The 17,856-nt window shown below is 45.4% G+C and carries 14 protein-coding genes; 6 read left to right on the top strand and 8 right to left on the bottom strand.

The window, feature by feature from the left end:
* The first annotated feature begins 23 nt into the window (after window positions 1-23).
* Window positions 24-542 (top strand): cytochrome b, encoded by a 519-nt coding sequence (locus tag AACT21_RS10845; protein ID WP_094163882.1) that lies wholly within the window; start codon window positions 24-26, stop codon window positions 540-542.
* A gap of 42 nt (window positions 543-584) precedes the next feature.
* Here the strand turns inward: AACT21_RS10845 and kdsB are convergent, their stop codons facing one another.
* From kdsB to AACT21_RS10820, 5 genes are read right to left on the bottom strand one after another with little or no spacing between them, the layout of a single operon-like run.
* Window positions 585-1,337 carry a 3-deoxy-manno-octulosonate cytidylyltransferase gene (gene kdsB, locus AACT21_RS10840; protein WP_094163880.1) on the bottom strand — a complete coding sequence of 251 codons (753 nt, stop codon included), beginning with the start codon at window positions 1,335-1,337 and terminating at the stop codon, window positions 585-587.
* A complete protein-coding gene (locus AACT21_RS10835) occupies window positions 1,337-1,516 on the bottom strand; it encodes a Trm112 family protein (protein ID WP_013856535.1) in 180 nt (59 codons plus the stop codon). Before AACT21_RS10835 ends, kdsB begins: the two co-directional genes overlap by 1 nt.
* Window positions 1,497-2,504, bottom strand: a complete 1,008-nt coding sequence (gene lpxK, locus AACT21_RS10830; protein WP_013856534.1) for a tetraacyldisaccharide 4'-kinase — start codon at window positions 2,502-2,504, stop codon at window positions 1,497-1,499. Before lpxK ends, AACT21_RS10835 begins: the two co-directional genes overlap by 20 nt.
* A 3-nt stretch (window positions 2,505-2,507) precedes the next feature.
* Window positions 2,508-4,256 (bottom strand): lipid A ABC transporter ATP-binding protein/permease MsbA, encoded by a 1,749-nt coding sequence (msbA, locus tag AACT21_RS10825; protein WP_094163878.1) that lies wholly within the window; start codon window positions 4,254-4,256, stop codon window positions 2,508-2,510.
* 32 nt (window positions 4,257-4,288) lie between these two features.
* The gene (locus AACT21_RS10820) at window positions 4,289-6,532 is read right to left on the bottom strand and encodes a DNA internalization-related competence protein ComEC/Rec2 (RefSeq protein ID WP_094163876.1); all 2,244 of its coding nucleotides are present in this window, start codon (window positions 6,530-6,532) and stop codon (window positions 4,289-4,291) included.
* Between the two features lie 6 nt (window positions 6,533-6,538).
* Here AACT21_RS10820 and AACT21_RS10815 point away from each other — a divergent pair, with 6 nt between their 5' ends.
* Entirely contained in the window at window positions 6,539-7,048 is a 510-nt protein-coding gene (locus AACT21_RS10815) for a DUF2062 domain-containing protein (protein ID WP_010319231.1), read from the top strand.
* 138 nt (window positions 7,049-7,186) lie between these two features.
* On the opposite strand, the gene lolE is transcribed toward AACT21_RS10815, so the two are convergent.
* The 3 genes from lolE to lolC are packed head-to-tail and all read right to left on the bottom strand — an operon-like array spanning window position 7,187 to window position 10,319.
* Window positions 7,187-8,431 (bottom strand): lipoprotein-releasing ABC transporter permease subunit LolE, encoded by a 1,245-nt coding sequence (lolE, locus tag AACT21_RS10810; RefSeq protein WP_094128817.1) that lies wholly within the window; start codon window positions 8,429-8,431, stop codon window positions 7,187-7,189.
* A complete protein-coding gene (lolD, locus tag AACT21_RS10805) occupies window positions 8,432-9,118 on the bottom strand; it encodes a lipoprotein-releasing ABC transporter ATP-binding protein LolD (RefSeq protein ID WP_094163874.1) in 687 nt (228 codons plus the stop codon).
* Window positions 9,111-10,319 (bottom strand): lipoprotein-releasing ABC transporter permease subunit LolC, encoded by a 1,209-nt coding sequence (gene lolC, locus AACT21_RS10800; RefSeq protein WP_094163872.1) that lies wholly within the window; start codon window positions 10,317-10,319, stop codon window positions 9,111-9,113. Before lolC ends, lolD begins: the two co-directional genes overlap by 8 nt.
* A gap of 165 nt (window positions 10,320-10,484) precedes the next feature.
* On the opposite strand from lolC, the gene AACT21_RS10795 reads away from it, so the two are divergent.
* The 4 genes from AACT21_RS10795 (at window position 10,485) to AACT21_RS10780 (ending at window position 17,803) form a co-directional block, all read left to right on the top strand.
* On the top strand, window positions 10,485-11,054 hold the full coding sequence (locus AACT21_RS10795) for a hypothetical protein (RefSeq protein ID WP_017048079.1): 570 nt from the start codon (window positions 10,485-10,487) through the stop codon (window positions 11,052-11,054).
* A gap of 8 nt (window positions 11,055-11,062) precedes the next feature.
* Window positions 11,063-14,524, top strand: a complete 3,462-nt coding sequence (gene mfd, locus AACT21_RS10790) for a transcription-repair coupling factor (protein WP_094163870.1) — start codon at window positions 11,063-11,065, stop codon at window positions 14,522-14,524.
* A 28-nt stretch (window positions 14,525-14,552) separates the two neighbouring features.
* The gene (locus tag AACT21_RS10785; RefSeq protein WP_094147409.1) at window positions 14,553-15,323 is read left to right on the top strand and encodes a peptidoglycan binding protein CsiV; all 771 of its coding nucleotides are present in this window, start codon (window positions 14,553-14,555) and stop codon (window positions 15,321-15,323) included.
* A 410-nt stretch (window positions 15,324-15,733) separates the two neighbouring features.
* Complete coding sequence (locus AACT21_RS10780) at window positions 15,734-17,803, top strand: beta-prism lectin domain-containing protein (protein WP_094163867.1); 2,070 nt, start codon at window positions 15,734-15,736, stop codon at window positions 17,801-17,803.
* Window positions 17,804-17,856: the final 53 nt, after the last annotated feature.

Genomic DNA, 17,856 nt, shown 5'->3' with positions numbered 1-17,856 from the left:
ATATTTATAAGGGTATTTAACTAATGAAGCACAACAAAATCATCATCGCTATACACTGGGTTATAGCATTACTGTTCGTATTGCTGTTTTTAAGCGATTTATTTCGTTCATTCTCCGATAAAGGTAGCGAAATGCGAGTGTTATGGCTGAACTTACATGCATGGTTTGGAGTCGCTGTTTTTGGATTATCGATGATTCGTTTAGCCGTAAAACTAAGCACAACAGCACCAGCGCCAGTGTATGAAAGTGACCTTATGCAGAAACTGCTATATGGAGCGCATGCTGCCCTTTACCTCCTTACATTGCTTGTTCCAATCAGTGGTTATCTTCGTTTTGCAGGAAAAGGTCGGACATTAACTCTGGCAGGCGATGCTATTCCCTCATTGATAGGTAAGAGTGATTGGCTTTATAACATAGGGAAAACTTTACACGGTGAAGTAATGCAGGTGATTGTATTGACTGTTATCGGTGGTCATATCGCAGCGGCTCTTTATCATCACTTCATCGTAAAAGATCAGGTCATGGCACGCATAAAACCGTGATTAACTCGGTGATAAAAAGGAGCATAATTGCTCCTTTTTTAGCTAACTTTGGCTTACTATCGCTCTCACTAACTCTAAATCTTCTGGTGTATCTACCCCTGCAGGTGGTGCTTCTTTAGCAACGGCAACGTGAATTTTTTCACCATACCACAGTACTCGAAGCTGCTCTAAACACTCAATTTTCTCAAGTACACTGGGTTGCCAGTTGATATAAGTATTGATGAAACCAGCCCGATAAGCGTAAATACCAATATGACGTAGCAATGGCTGAATCACCGTTTGACCACCAGTTGCAAAATTGTCTCTATCCCAAGGAATTGTCGCACGGCTGAAATACAGCGCGTAACCCTCTTGATCTGTTACCACTTTAACCGCGTTAGGGTTAAACACTTCAGCTTGATCAGTAATTTCAACCGCTAAAGTCGCCATCGGCGCGCTACTGTTGGCTAAATTGTTAGCGACCTGCTTGATGATGCTCGGTGGAATGAGTGGCTCGTCACCTTGTACGTTAACAATAATGTGGTGATCGGCAATGCCCATTAATTTCACCACTTCGGCTAAACGCTCAGTACCGGACTCGTGATGTGATGATGTCATACAAACATTGCCACCAAACGCATGGACAGCCGCTTCAACACGAGCATCATCAGTAGCAATAACGACCTGCTCAGCTCCCGATTGTAACGCTTGCTCATAAACCCACTGAATCATGGGTTTACCGCCGATATCGGCCAAAGGTTTGCCAGGTAAGCGAGTTGACTGATAACGAGCAGGGATAACAACGGTGAAAGCCATTATCGCCCCTCATCCATCGTCATGCTGCGCGCTTCTGGCTCAAGCAACACAGGAATCCCTTCTTTTATTGGGTAGGCCAAACGATCTAATTTACAAATAAGCTCTTGATTTTCTTTATCATAAGTCAACTTACTTTTACATACAGGGCAAGCTACAATTTCAAGCAGACGGTGATCCATATGACTCCATTACCTCTTTTATTTTGTCCAAAATACGCCTTTCATCTGGCGAACTAAATTGCGCAGAAACGGGAAGATACCACCAGTTTTCTTGTGCAAAGGCCGCACATTTCACTGCGTCTTTTTCTGTCATGATGACGTTTGCTCCATGTTGCGCAAGCGCCTCTAATTCTGAATATTGATACTCTCGGTGATCCGCAAAACCTTGGGTCAATACCGTCTTTGCACCTAAAGCTTCTAATGTATTAAAAAAGCGCGTGGGGTAACCAATGCCAGCAAAAGCCACTAATGCAGGTAACTGGCTCACTGGCGCTTGCTGACCTGTCACTAAGTTCACGGCTAAGCTAGGTGAAAGGTGCATAGCCAATTCGCCGTATTGAGCTTGACCGCCATTAGTCACAATAAAGTCAACTTCCGCTAACCGAGAGAGTGGCTCTCTTAACGGACCTAAAGGCATGAACTGCTCATTACCGAAGCGACGAACGCCGTCCACGACTGCAAATTCGAGATCACGCTCCAATGCATAGTGCTGAAGGCCATCATCAGTGATGATCACATCAACACCCAACGGAAGCAGGGCTTGCACTGCTTGTGAGCGCTTTGGTGCAACAGCAACCGGAGCCCCCGTGCGCTGGTGAATCAATTTAGGTTCGTCACCGCAGTGAGCGGTTGGCGTATCACTTTGCAGCACTAATGGATAAACCGGAGCTTTACCACCATACCCACGCGAAACAACTCCTGGTTTGAAACCTTGTTCTTGTAAAGCTTCCACTAACCATACAACCAACGGTGTTTTACCATTACCACCCGCCGTAATATTACCCACCACCACCACAGGAACGGGAGCCTTATAGCGCTCTTTTTTGTTCGCTTGGAATGCTCGCTTACGTGCTTGACTGACCAACCGAAACAAGACACTCAGTGGCCACAACAGTGGCCACAACAAAAAACACGCTGGGTGATGTCCGAACCAGATTTTTTCAATCACTGATTAGTCACCAAATTGAATTCGATGTAGTTGGGCATACGCCCCATCCTGTGCAATTAACTGAGCATGATGACCACGTTCGATAATTTCACCCTCATCGACCACTAGAATTTCATCGGCTTCTTCAATCGTCGACAAGCGGTGCGCAATGACCAATACTGTTTTATTCTTTTGTAGCTCTTCAAGTGCTGATTGAATCGCTCTCTCAGATTCTGTATCCAACGCAGAAGTCGCCTCATCTAGGATAAGTACGGGTGCATCACGTAATAACGCTCGTGCAATCGCTACTCGTTGACGTTGACCACCCGATAAACTGGCTCCATTCTCACCAATCATGGTATCCAAGCCATCAGGCATGTTATTGATAAACTCCATGGCATGAGCAAGCCTAGCCGCGTGCTCAATTTGCTCACGCGTATACTCATTTTCTGCCGCGTAAGCAATATTATTGGCAATGGTATCGTTGAAGAGGTGAACATTTTGCGAAACCAGCGCAAAGTGGGTGCGCAAGTTCTTCAGTTTATAATCGCGAATATCATGATCATCTAGATAGATAGCACCTGAATCGACATCATAAAAACGAGTCAAGAGGCTCGCGATAGTACTTTTCCCTGAGCCGGAACGCCCAACAAGCGCGACCGTTTTACCTTGAGGAATCTCAAAACTCACATGAGACAGCGCTGGTTTTTCTTTACCTTGATAAGTAAAGGTCACATCCTGAACTCTAACGTCACCACGTACTTTTTCGGCTTCAAACTGGCCAGTGTCGCGCTCGGTTTCTAAATCAATCAGCTCAAATAATGTTTGGCTGGCCGCCATACCACGTTGGAAATCGGAGGTAACACTCGTTAACGCTTTCAGTGGTCGCATCAAGCCAAACATTGCCGAGAACACCACCGTAAAAGTACCTGGTGTTAATTCGGCACGGATAGAATCAACGCTGGCTAAAAACAGCACAGTGACAAGTGCTAAAGAAGCAATCATTTGAATAATAGGGTCAGCAGTGGACTGCGCCGCAACCAGCTTCATTGTTTGTTGACGCATTTGATTGCTGACATGGTCAAAACGTTTACGCTCTACGTCTTGTCCACCATAGCTCAGTACGACTTTGTGCCCTTTTAGCATCTGCTCTGCTGAAGAGGTCACATCACCCATGGTGGTCTGCATCCCTTTTGATATCTTGCGAAAACGTTTAGAGACAATGCCAATCCCCATCGCAACCACTGGCGCAACCACGATTAATACCAAAGATAACTGCCAGCTATTCCAAAACATCAAGGTCAATAGGCCGATGATACTCGCACCTTCGCGAACAATGCTGACCAATGCACGACTGGTCGCCCCAGCCACTTGCTCTGAATCATAGGTGATACGTGATAATAGACCACCCGTTGATTCTCTATCAAAAAAACTGACAGGCATGTGCATGAATTGACTGAAGATTTTTCGACGCATCAACATCACAACATTGCCAGAAACCCAGCTCAAGCAGTACGAGGAGACAAAGCCACTTAAACCACGTAGCGCCATCATCCCCAAAATAATAAAAGGCAGCACTCGCAAAAAATCGGATTCCGCATTACCAAATCCTTCATCTAGAAGAGGCTTAAGTAATGACACCATATAGGTGTCAGAGACCGCATTGATAATCAATGCGACAACCGCAACTGCTAGGCCAGATTTATATAGGCGGATATAAGTCCACAGGCGTTTGAAGGTTTGCCAAGTGGTTTCGTCAGTATTGAGTGACATAGAAATGCTTTGTTTTTAAGAAAATATTGCACTCATTCTACCTCGTTACGGAGCATCTGCCTATACCAAGCCTGAGAGTGAGAGATACGCAAGCTGCTAACTTGATAATTCTGCATGCCAAAAATAACGCTAATTTGCCCTGCTTCACCCGTATCCAACCAGTTTGCTCCATGTTGTTGGTAGCGTTGAACAACCTGTGCGGAAGGTAATTGCCAGCGTCCGCCTTTGGCGAGCGAGGCAATAGCGACCTCAGGATTCACCTTACTAATCAAAGCAACAGTAGAAGATGTCCTACTACCGTGGTGTGGTACAAGCAGGATATGACTTTGTAAGGATCGCTCTGTTCGCGCAAGTAACCACTCACTCATAGCATCCACATCCCCGGGTAAAAGCACTGAAAAACCGGTATTTTGGTCAAAGATTCGAATCACGCAAGAGTGAGGATTGTAAGCCCGCGCTACAGTTTTTGGTGGCCAGATAACATCAAAAGAGAGTTGTTGCCACTGCCATTGTTCGCCAGCAATACAAGGTTGGTAACCCGCTATCGTTTGACTAGCACGTTTCCATTTGGGCTGCCAAACACGCTCAACTTCCGCTCTTCCACCTGCATGGTCGTTATCCAAGTGACTCAAAATCAACCCGTCTAATTGCGTAGCTCCCCGTTTGTTTAACACGGGGGCAACTGTTGCCTGGATGTGATCACCGCCTTGCCAACTTGCACCAGTATCATAAAGCACGTAGCGTCCTTCTTTTTCGATCAACACCGCCAACCCATGCCCAACATCTAACACATCAATCCGCCAACCTGTTTTTATCGGAATGGTGAGCCAAGAAACCATCACAATGAGGCTGTAAACCGCAAGTGCAAAACGCGAGATCAACGGTGAAAACACAAACAGCAACAGAGCACTGCTCAACAGAGCCAAAACAGACCCAGAAATAGGAAACCAACTGAGGCTTGAATAATGTATTGACCAATCAACTGGAATGAGTAATTTGGCCACCCAATGCCACACCATAGGTGCGCCATCAAAAGTCAAAACCGTACACACTAAAGCAACAAAGATCGCCGGAACAACCACAAAACTGAACCAAGGAATAAACACTAAGTTATAGAGCGCCGCACTGGTACTGACCCCACCGAAAAAATAAGCGGTTACCGGAAGCATACACAGCACTAACCCAATCTGCATCGTCAATAAACGCCATAAAAAAAATCGATTAGTTTGAGGTAGAGAAAGTTGGTAGAACACAACCGAGACAGCAATAAAGGACATCCAAAAGCTACTGGATAACGCAGCAAAAGGATCGATAAGCAGCACCGCCGATAACGTCATAAGCAGTCGCTGCAAAGTATTGATACGGACATTGAGGACAATCATCGCCACATTGAGCAAACACATGATCAGCGCGCGTTGAGTGGGCAAGGTAAAGCCAGCCAACCAAGCATAGCCTAGTGCGCACAAGCTTCCTACGACGAATGGCGACCACCCCATGCGATGATGCAAACGCATCAATACGAGCCCAAGGCTATAACCAAAACCAAACGCGATGCCAATGTGCAGACCAGAAATGGCAACCAAATGAATCAGCCCACTGTCTCGTAATGCTTTCCACTGTGCCGTTGAAATATCACTACGCTCACCAAACGTAAGCGCCATTAAAATACCAAGATTGGGATCATCAGCGAGCCAGGTTTTGATCTTCTGGTACCATTGTGCTCGCCATTCTGGCAATGATTCAATGCGATAAGACTGTCCATTATTAACCGTTGCACGAGCCACAATACCTTGGCTCAAAGAGTACGCCTCTGCATCAAACCCGGTCTCATTTAACCGACCAAAGATAGGTTTTACTGTGATGGAGAATTCAGCCACGTCACCATACTTCAACGGTAAAGGAGCAATTAATCGCACCTTGGGCCGCAAAAAAATGCCTAAGGTTTGACCATTGATTGATCGAATCGAAATTGTTCCTTCATAACCATGAGTAATTTGTCTAAAAAAGCTGTTAACCTGCCCGTTTATGGTAATATTCGAACCTGTCTGAAAAATAGTGTTGGACTGCTCACGTAATAAGTTCCCGCTGATCACAATGACCATTAAAGCCATTGTTACTCCTGAGAGAAAGCGCAGTTTTCTATAACCGACAGAGAGTATAAGAATGGCGAATAGAGGCATACTCCATTTCCAATCTGGCATCCAAGGCCAATAAGAAGCAGAAATGGCGGTTAGCGAAAACGAAGCTAGGGTCCAGTAATTAGATAAGAGAGTCATGTCACGATGCCAAGAAAGTTCATCAAACGTTTTATGCCTAACCATGAAGTGATTAAGCGTCAGAAGGCATTAAAAATTTTTGGCAATGTGCTGTACAACCCCAATTTATGGTGTTTGAACCGCCGCTCAGCAGCGGGCGCCTTCGCCGTAGGTTTGTTCATGGCTTTTGTTCCACTTCCGAGTCAAATGATCATGTCCGCTGGCCTTGCCATTATGTGCGGCGTCAATTTACCGCTCTCTGTAGCCTTGGTCTGGATTAGCAACCCCATCACCATGCCAGTGCTGTTCTACTTCGCCTACAAGCTTGGCGCATGGGTAATGCAAACACCACCACAACCATTTCACTTTGAACTCTCTTGGCATTTTATCATGCAACAAATGAGTACCATTGGTCCGCCATTCCTTTTGGGGTGCATGATGTGCGGAGTGATATCCGCCATAATCGGCTACTTCGGCATTCACGGTTTATGGCGCTATTCTGTCGTAAGAAGCTGGCAAAAGCGCCAAGCGAGATAAAAGCTTCAAGAGATTGAGACTGGTTATACAACTGAGCATGTAAAACGATGTCGCATGATGTTGAAAAAGGACCAAGTGGTCCTTTTTGTTTGCTAAAAATAGCTCAATGCTGATGAACGAAAAGAATCCGAGTTGAGATTATTTAGCGCTAAGCACAGACGCCGGGTTCAGTTGACTGGCCCTAGAGGCCGGATACCAAGTAGCTAGTAGGCTCAACACAATCGCCGTGGAAGAGACAAGCACCACATCCGATAGGTTCACTTGTGATGGCAAAAAGTCGACAAAATAGATATCACCAGACAAAAACTGATGGCCGACTAATCGTTCTAATCCTTTGATTAACGCTGTTAAATTCCACGCAATCAACACACCTAACACGCCACCTATCACACTGCCTAATACACCAGAGAAAACACCCTGCCAGACAAAAATTCGTTTTACTAATCCATCGCTCGCGCCCATAGTGCGCAAAATGGCGATTTCAGCCGCACGATCTTTGACCGCCATCATAAGTGTTGAAACGATGTTGAAGCTCGCCACACCAATCACCAACACCATCACCAAATACATAATGGTTCTGACTAGCTGAATATCACGGTACAAAAAGCCAAACTTTTGCTGCCAACTGCGTAGATAGACGTATTGATCAAGCGTATTGCCGACCTCTCTTACAATTTGAGTTGCATTTAATACCTCTGAGACCTTGATAGCAACGCCCGTCACTCGCTCTCCTAATTTGGCGTAAGCTTGTGCATCTGCCAATGGCACTAATGCAAGGCTGTGGTCAATTTGGCCATTGAGTTCCAAAAGCCCTGAGACCTTGACGCGCACGCGCTTTGGCGCTTGAACTTTAGCGCTCTCATTCGCAGAGGGGATCATCAAAGTGACATAGTCACCGACTGCCGCGCCCAATTTATCCGCCACTCCTTTGCCTAAAATGACCTGTTGCTGACCTGCGACAAAACCTTGCCATGCATCGGAAGAGACAAATTGAGATAAACGCGACACGGCGCGCTCCATTTGCGGATCAATTCCACGCACCTCAATCGCTTTCAGTTGTGCGCCTTTCTCTGCCAGCGCCGTCAATTTTACATAAGGAGCGGCCGCTTCCACTTTTGGATGCTGCACGGCTTGCTTGACTAATGACGACCAGTTCGCGATGGGTTGTTGAACCCCTTCAAACTCTCCGTGTGCAATGACAGATAACACGCGGTTCTGCAGCTCTCTCTCAAAACCATTCATCGCCGACAAACCCACGATGATCACCGCAACGCCCACAGCGATACCGATAATGGAAGAGAGCGAGATAAACGACACCATTTTATTACGCTGCTTTGCCAGGCTAAAACGCCGACCAATCACTAACGAGAGCGAGGTGAACATCTACGATGCCTCCACATTAGTCAACAAACCATCTTGCATGTGCATCTGTCTGTCCATTTTTGCAGCAAGTTCGCTATCATGCGTTACCACTAAAAATGCCGTGCCAAACTCTTGATTCATTTGACGCATCAAATCATAAATCGCCAGCGCCGTTTTGTGATCAAGGTTGCCCGTAGGCTCATCGGCTAACACCAAATCGGGTTGATTGACAAGCGCTCGCGCAATCGCTACCCGCTGCCGCTCTCCACCAGAGAGCTCAGAGGGTCGATGAGATAAACGATGTCCCAACCCCACTTTTTCTAACAGTGCTTGCGCGGCCTGTTTAGCACGCGATGCTTTTTGGCCACCAATAAGCAACGGCATGGCAACATTCTCAAGAGCGGTGAAATCGGCTAATAAATGGTGGAACTGGTACACAAAACCCAAATGTTGATTGCGAATGTTCGCTTGTTTATTGGAGCTTAAGCTCGATAAATCCTGACCTAAAAACGACACTGAACCTTCGGTTGCCTCATCTAGTGCACCCAGAATGTGTAATAACGTACTTTTCCCAGATCCAGAAGTCCCAATAATTGAGACTAACTCCCCCGCTTGAATGCCAAAACTGACGCCTTTTAGCACTTGAGTCCGTAGCTCCCCTTCTTGGTAGGTTTTGCATACGTTATGGCATTGTAAAAGGTTATTCATATCTTAAAGCCTCGGCAGGTTTTACGGATGACGCGCGGTAGGAAGGAAACAGTGTCGCGAATAAGCTGAGCGTGATGGCCGCTATCACCACCAACATAATTTGCATGGGGTTAATCACTACGGGCAGCGTTCCCCCCACAGAGAACAGCGCTACACCCATGCTTTCTAATAATCCATTGAGGTTATCCGCCAGCAATACGCCTAACACACCACCGACAAGCGAACCAATCACTCCACTACTCGCGCCTTGAACCATAAAAATGGCCAGTACTTGTTGATCTGTCATGCCTTGCGTTTTCAAAATCGCGACCTCAGCTTGTTTTTCCATCACCACCATGATCAACGCGGAAATGATATTGAAAGCCGCCACGCCAACAATCAACCCAAGCATCAAACCCATCATATTTTTTTCCATGCGAACAGCTTGGAACAACTCGCCACGCTGATCTCGCCAGTCACTCCATTGCCATCCCTCAGGCAAAGGTGCGCTAGCTAGGTCTGCAACGACAAAAGGATCATCAAAAAAGAGCCGCCATCCCGACACAGTATTTGATGGTAAACGAAGCAATCGCGCTGCATCTTTGATGTGCGTCAGCATCAGCTGTCCATCCACATCAGACCCCGTATTGAAGATGCCTGCGACTGTAAAATTACGCTGCGCAGGAATACGACCTAAGGGGGTAAATTGGCTAGCTGAAGTGACCATCAAACGCACTTTATCGCCAATTGTCACGTTGAGCGCCCGCGCCAATGAATGGCCAAGGAAGAGTTGATATTCGCCCGGCTTGAGCGCACTCACTTGACCCGCAATCAAGTGCGCCGCAATCGGATCATTTTGATTCGGTTCAATTCCCATCAACAAACCTGCGGCCAGTTGCGATGAGCTTTGAACAACCGCTTCACTGCGTACAATCGGTTCAGCCGCTCTGGCGCTAGAGATCTGGCTAATGAATTGAGGCACATCTTGCGTGAGCAAAGTGCGATCGCCGTTTTGCGAAACTACAGCCTGAGGCAACACACCTAAAATTCTATTTTTGAGCTGGGATTCAAAACCATTCATGACCGAAAGCACCGTCACCAGTGACATCACGCCAATGGTTATCCCCGCCGTAGACATATAAGAGACAAATCGACTGAATCTATCACCGGATCGCCCACGTAAATAACGCAAGCCGATGAACGCCGAAATAGGATGAAACATAAGAAAAACCGCCTAAAAGTGATGCTCAGTACTGTAACGAGAAACGGTGGAAGGTTGTAGCTTTAATTTGCCAAAAATCGGTTAAATAGACTCGATAACAAGGACATACCTTGATTAGTTCGCCGGTATGACGATAATCAACAAAGCGATGAGAAGGATGCCTTTATGACCGAGCAAGAATTTTTTACGGTTCACTATGGACTGACAACCAATATTGAACTTTTAGACAGCACATTTATGCTACCTTCCCAATCAATATTTGAAGCGGAGATTCCTGCCCCATTTATTGTGGCCAGTGAGTTTAGCCAATTGGATGCACTCACCGAAAGTGCACGACTAGAACTGAAAAATAGTGATTTCAAGCACGTCGTTCAGTTACTTGATACTCAAAATTCGAAACTGAATTTGTTGCTGACCTTTATGTTATCACAGCAAGATGAGCCACATTCACGCTTCATCACCAGCACATTTGGGGCCAGTCGCTTCTCACTTCGTTATCCAAACGCACTAGAAATTGGTACCCAAGCCCGCTGTAAACTGTTTTTGGACCACCCTGCAGCCGCTATTTATTGCTATAGTTCGGTGATTGATTGCCAAGCGGACGAGCAACACTATCTCATCACGATGAAATACGATTTACTGCGAGATACTGACCAAGATCTCTTGATTAAAGCCGCACTGTACCAGCAGCAAAAATTGCTGCGTCAACGCTCTTTAGACCGAAATAAACCATAAGCGTTCTCATGACTACACACTCTTTACTGACTCTGATTAAACCTGCTGGCGCGGGCGACAAAAAACACATTGGTAACCTACGTGGTGCAAGCCTTGCATTGGCAATTGCAGAGCTGGCCAACCAGCATAATAGCCACACTTTACTGGCTGTACCTGATCCTCAAACCGCCTTAAAGCTGCAGCACGAAATTGAGCAGTTCAGTGACGCCGAAGTGGCGCTGTTTCCTGATTGGGAAACTTTGCCTTATGATAGTTTTTCGCCTCATCAAGAGATCATTTCTGATCGCATCGCGCGCCTATATCAATTACCGAGCTTGAAAACAGGCATTACCATTGTGCCAGTGAGCACCATATTGCAGCGTCAGACGCCGCGAGAATTTCTGCTACAGCATACCCTGATGGTTAAAACTGGCGACCAGTTTTCCTTAGATAAACTGCGTCTTCAGCTGGAAAAATCGGGCTATCGTCATGTTGATCAAGTGTTTGGCCCAGGCGAGTACGCCAGCCGAGGTTCGATTCTTGATTTATTTCCAATGGGCAGCAGCGATCCTTATCGCATTGATTTTTTTGATGATGAAATCGACACCATACGCACCTTCGATCCTGAGAATCAACGCTCAATTGAAGAGATCAGTGAGATACGCTTGCTACCTGCCCATGAATTTCCCACCACAGAAAGTGCAATTGAAGATTTTCGCACCCGCTGGCGTCAACGATTTGAAGCACGTCGTGAACTAGAATCTGTCTATATGCAAGTCTCAAAGGGGGTTTGGCCAGCCGGTATTGAATACTGGCAACCGCTATTTTTTGAACACACCGAAACCTTGTTCGATTATATCGCGCCAGAAAGCCAACTAATTGTCGTAGGAAATATCGAAACAGCGATTGACCAGTTTTTAACCGACGTCGAATATCGTTACCAGCAGCGTAAAGTTGACCCTCTTCGCCCGTTACTGCCGCCTCATGAATTGTGGCTTAAAAAAGATGAGCTTTTCAGTCTTTTCAAAAACGTGGCTCAGCTCCAACTCAGTGTAGAACCGATTTCAGAAAAGCAAGGGCGGATCAATTTAACGGTCAGTGCATTACCCGACTTGGCGGTCATGCATCAAAATAAAGAGCCTTTAGCCGCCATCCGGCAATTTAGTGAAAGTTTCACTGGGAAAATCATTTTTTCCGTCGAATCAGAAGGCCGTCGCGAAGCATTACTAGAGCTATTGCAACGCGTAAAACTGCGCCCTATCGAAAAAGAAACCTTCCAGCAAGCGTGCCAAGCAAAAGAAAAACAATGTCTCGTATTAGGGGCATCTGAGCACGGCTTTATTGATAACAATGCCAACTTAGCGTTCATCTGCGAGAGTGATTTACTCGGTGACCGTGTCATTCTTCGCCGTAAGAAAGACCGTAAAGTCACCAATAGTGACGCTGTCATTCGTAACTTAGCCGAACTAAAACCAGGGCAACCCGTTGTTCATATTGATCATGGTATCGGCCGTTATCTCGGGTTACAGACGCTTGAAGCGGGTGGCATGATGACCGAATACGTCACCCTTGAGTATCAAAACGAAGCCAAACTTTATGTCCCTGTCGCTTCATTGAATCTCATTAGTCGTTACTCTGGCGGCGCGGAAGAAAGCGCACCATTGCATAAGCTCGGGGGTGAAGCATGGACCAAGGCACGACGAAAAGCGGCCGAAAAAGTCCGCGATGTCGCTGCAGAGCTGCTGGATGTTTACGCCAAGCGAGAGCTCAAACCAGGCTATAAGTTCGCTCTGGATCGTGGCCAATACGCGACCTTTAAAGCAGGTTTCCCATTTGAAGAAACCGATGATCAAAATACAGCTATCAACGCCGTGCTATCGGACATGTGTCAGAAAAAAGCGATGGACCGATTAGTGTGTGGTGACGTTGGATTTGGCAAAACAGAAGTCGCCATGCGCGCCGCCTTTGTTTGCACCGACAACAATAAACAAGTGGCCGTATTAGTGCCGACAACCTTACTCGCACAGCAGCATTTTGAGAACTTTCGAGACCGATTCGCTAACCTGCCGATCCGTGTCGAAGTTTTATCACGCTTCAAATCAGCAAAAGAGCAAAAGCAGATTCTACAAGATGTCGCCGACGGCAAAGTCGACATTTTAGTTGGCACGCATAAACTGCTTTCCAGCGAGCTAAAATTTAGCGATCTTGGTCTTTTGATCGTTGATGAAGAACACCGCTTTGGTGTTCGCCAAAAAGAAAAAGTGAAAGCGATGCGTGCTGATGTGGATATCCTCACGCTAACGGCAACGCCGATTCCGCGCACGTTAAACATGGCGATGAGCGGAATGCGCGATCTATCGATTATCGCCACACCACCCGCACGACGCTTAGCCATCAAAACCTTTGTGCGCCAGCATGATGACAATACGATTCGAGAGGCTCTATTACGTGAAATCATGCGCGGTGGACAGGTTTATTTTCTACATAACCAAGTAGAAACTATCGACAAAGTGGCCGCCGATTTAGAAAAGCTGGTCCCTGAAGCTCGTATTACCGTCGCCCATGGACAAATGCGTGAACGTGAGCTGGAAAAAGTGATGAACGACTTTTATCACCAACGATTCAATGTATTGGTTTGCACAACCATCATTGAAACCGGGATTGATGTCCCAACCGCGAACACCATCATTATGGACCGAGCAGATAACCTTGGCTTAGCGCAGCTACACCAACTTCGTGGCCGAGTAGGACGTTCTCACCATCAAGCTTATGCTTACTTACTCACTCCACATCCTAAAGCCATCACTAAAGATGCCGTGAAACGTTTAGAAGCGATTGCATCTCTTGAAGATCTTGGAGCCGGTTTTACTCTAGCAACGCACGATTTAGAAATCCGTGGAGCGGGTGAATTATTGGGCGATGAACAGAGCGGTCAGATCCAATCGATTGGTTTTACTCTCTATATGGAGATGCTAGAGCAAGCGGTTGAAGCATTAAAAAATGGCAGAGAACCTTCTCTTGACGATTTGCTTCGTGAACAAACCGAAGTAGAAATGCGTTTGCCTGCGCTATTACCCGATGATTACATTCCTGATGTAAATACTCGCCTCTCCATGTATAAACAGATAGCGAGTGTCGCTAGCCGAGATGAGCTCGCCGAGCTCAAAGTCGAGTTGATTGATCGCTTTGGTAAATTACCTGATGCTGCAAATAACTTACTCGGCGTTGCTGAAGTCAAAATTGATGCTGCACGTATAAAAGTGAAGAAAATCGAAGCGCATGAAAAAGGTGGCTACATTGAGTTCTATCCAGATGCTGACATTAATCCCGTCTTTTTGGTTAGACTTCTGCAATCACAACCGAAAAAATTTGCAATGGAAGGGCCAACTAAGTTTAAGTTTGCTGTACCATTAGCTGATAGACGTGAACGAATTCAATTTGTGTCGAGTATGCTCAGCGAATTCCAACAAAACCTGATGCCTAGAGCATAAATTACGCACAAAAAATGATGGAGCCATAATGAAAAAACTGATCCCACTCCTACTTTTGCTTATTTCGATGCCAAGTCTGGCACAACGGCAATTTGACATAGAAGTGATCATTTTTAAGCGTGCAATTGATGCAGAGAAGGTCAGTGAGTCGTGGCCTAACTCATTGCCTGAAATCAATATTCAACGCGCGGGCAGTTTTAGTGACTTAAACTATCGCCAAGAAAAAGGCGTGAAAATGCTGCCTTTTTCCGACTACCAACTTAACGACCAAGCACAAAAACTGAAAAACCACGCCGGCTTTGAAGTGCTATTGCATACGGCTTGGCGTCAAGGCGATCAAGGCAGAGCTTCCGCACCGATTTTCCATATTCAAGCGGGTAAAGATTACTCCGCTAAATTCAATACTGACGGCAGTGAAAAAGTGGCCGTACTAGAAGAATCGCCAGTAAACGGTGTGCTAGAACAAAGCATCGCGAGTCCCCTTTACGAACTCGACGGTAAATTACAAATCTATGTGCAGCACTATCTTTATGCTGAAACCACGCTCGACCTTAAAGCCCCGAGTGTGCGAGAAATCGTGCTCCAAAGTAAACCATTAGAGTTAGACATTACACCTGAAGAGCAAAATGCCGAGGTTCAACTGGGGAACCTAGAAGCTATCTCCCCAACAGTGGAAAAGGAAGAGTTTTTAAAGAGCTATCGGATGGACCAAAAACGCCGTATGCGCAGCAACGAAACCCACTATCTAGACCATCCATTAATGGGAATGATCATTCAAGTTCGCCGCGTTGCAGAATAAAGCCTAACAAAGCGCCCTTGCCTGGGCGTTTTTTCTTTTATTCATCTCTCATACAGTTTAGCTCACTGATTTAATATCCTTACCGGTTAGAGCTATTCTGTTGTTAACTATTCTTATTAAAACCAATAACACAACCCACCTACAGACCGTTCCAATGGTTTGGGTACGTGATCTTCTAAAAGTTAAACTGACAATGTATTTCATTAGTGAGTGTTTCATTTTTAAGACCTCTCATTTATGAGAGCCATGTTAGATTGAATCTCTCTTATTAAGTCTTGATAATCCCTCCATCTCGTGTTGTGCCATGTTCAACTTATTTACCGTAAGACCTATCGTTGAAGTGCAGCACAGGTTAACAACATCAATTTAAATCGGAATTTACACAAACATACTGAGAGAGATGTTACCTAATGACTTCTAAATTTTCGTTATGTGCGGTCGGGCTACTGTCAATAGGCAGTATCACAGCAAGTAACATTGCAATCGCATCAAGCCCTAGTGAGATAAACACCCAATTAAAATGGTCTTGGCAAGGCAGTTCATTTAAACCTGAGTCTAACCAAGTTATAGCGGCACCTATCGTTGCTCAGTTAAATGATGATAATGGTGATGGAAAAATCGACGAGAATGATATCGCTGATATCATTGTTGTGACGTTTGAAAATAACAAATATACACAAGGTGGGCTAGTTAGAGCATTAAGCGGCATCGATGGTTCTGAGCTTTGGTCATATAATAATGGTGGCATTATAGCCGATGCTCGCTACTCTCCTGCAGTTGCCGATCTTGATGGAGATGGTGTAGTTGAAATTGTGACAACGAGTACAATCAGCCCTTACATCAATATATTAGATAATGAAGGCCAGATAAAAAAACAAATCCTGAAGAGTGCTTCTGGATGGCGCTCGGTTGGCGCAATTTCACTATCTGATTTAAACAATGATGGTTCAATTGATATTCTCTCTGCCGATGGTGTTTATAATTACGATACTGGTTTGCTATTTAGTTTAGAGTGGGCTCCATCACCGATTAGTTTTGATGCGGATGGCGATGGTATCCAAGAAGTATTTTCAAACGGCGCTCTTTATAAAAGCGATGGCTCATTTACTTGGCAATATCAAACGAATGATACGGTTTGGTTTTCTTCCGTTGCCAACCTAGATAGCGACAATAAACCAGAAATTGTGGTATCAGTTCCAGCCTCGAAAGGCTCTGCACAAAATAGTAGCTTTGCCGTATTAGAGCATGACGGCTCAGTAAAATGGGAGGTTAATAACCTTGAAAATCCAGGCGGTGGTGTACAAGCTATCTCTAATTTCCTTGGTAATGCAGCAACTAACTCTACCAATGAAATAGCTAAGTCCCCTGTTTATGGATATACCCATTTACATCACAGCCATCCAGTTAAAATAGCAGATGACAACCAACTTAAAATCCGCTCAGGAGATCTGATTGACGCGATTGGATCAACAGCCAGTAATATGGTGGGTGGTCAAGGTGGTTCACTGCATACTATTGATGCAAGCAAAGTCCGCTCTATCGATGTAACCTACGGCAAATATAAAACGTGGTGGACATATGGCGTACTCGAGATGGAATTCACTCTCAATGATGGTTCGAAAATAACGTTAGGTTCAAAAGACTCAGCCTTTAAATACCCAGCATTAGAGTGGCGAACCAAAGAAGTTCCATATCTTGGATTGGAGTGGAGAACAAAACAAGTTTCTTACTGGTTCTTTGGCTGGCATACCAAAACAGTTTCTTACCTAGCTCCTGTTTGGAAAACTAAAACGATTCCTTATGCTGTTCCCGTCATGAAGAGCAAAGCAACCACTGAACGATACACAGTCCCAAGCAATACCCAATTGGTAGGCTTAAATGTTTGGAGCAAACCAAAACCTATCTTTACCTTCAAAAAACACGTTAATGCAGTTCAGTTTGTTGTTGGGGAAAGCATTAATGATAGTTACCTGAACACTGGTATTGTCTATGCAGGTTATCATGCTGTTGATATGTATAATGCACAAGGTAGCAAAGTTTGGTCTGTAGCAAATGATGACTATAACAGCGGTAAAATTGGTGTCTCGGCTTACGATTTCACTGGTGATGGCATTGATGAAGTTATCGTACAAGATCTTCTGAGAGTCCGTATTCTTGATGGGCGCACAGGAGCAGTATTAGCAACGATTGCTAACTCGTCGAACACCTTGTGGGAATATCCTGTTGTGGCGGATCTCGAAGGCAACAACAATGCATCGCTTATTGTGGTCGCAAATGATTATGCAAAAGAAAGCGCAATCAACCACGGCGTCTACGTTTATGAATCAGCCGATGCTGATAAACCATGGAAAAATGCAACGAGAATTTGGAACCAACATTCATTCCATTTCTCAAACATTAACCAAGATGGCTCAGTACCAACCAATGCTCAGCCTAGTTGGCTAACACATAACACTTATCGCTCAAGTACCATTAAATAACTTGAATTTGATATAACCACCACTATCGCCCAAGGCGGTGGTGGTGGGTGACA

This window comes from Vibrio sp. V08_P9A1T1 (assembly GCF_963874405.1).
Classification (GTDB): Bacteria; Pseudomonadota; Gammaproteobacteria; order Enterobacterales; family Vibrionaceae; genus Vibrio; species Vibrio anguillarum.
Note: the sequence above shows the minus strand (reverse complement) of the source record. Positions and strands in the feature narration are given on the sequence as shown.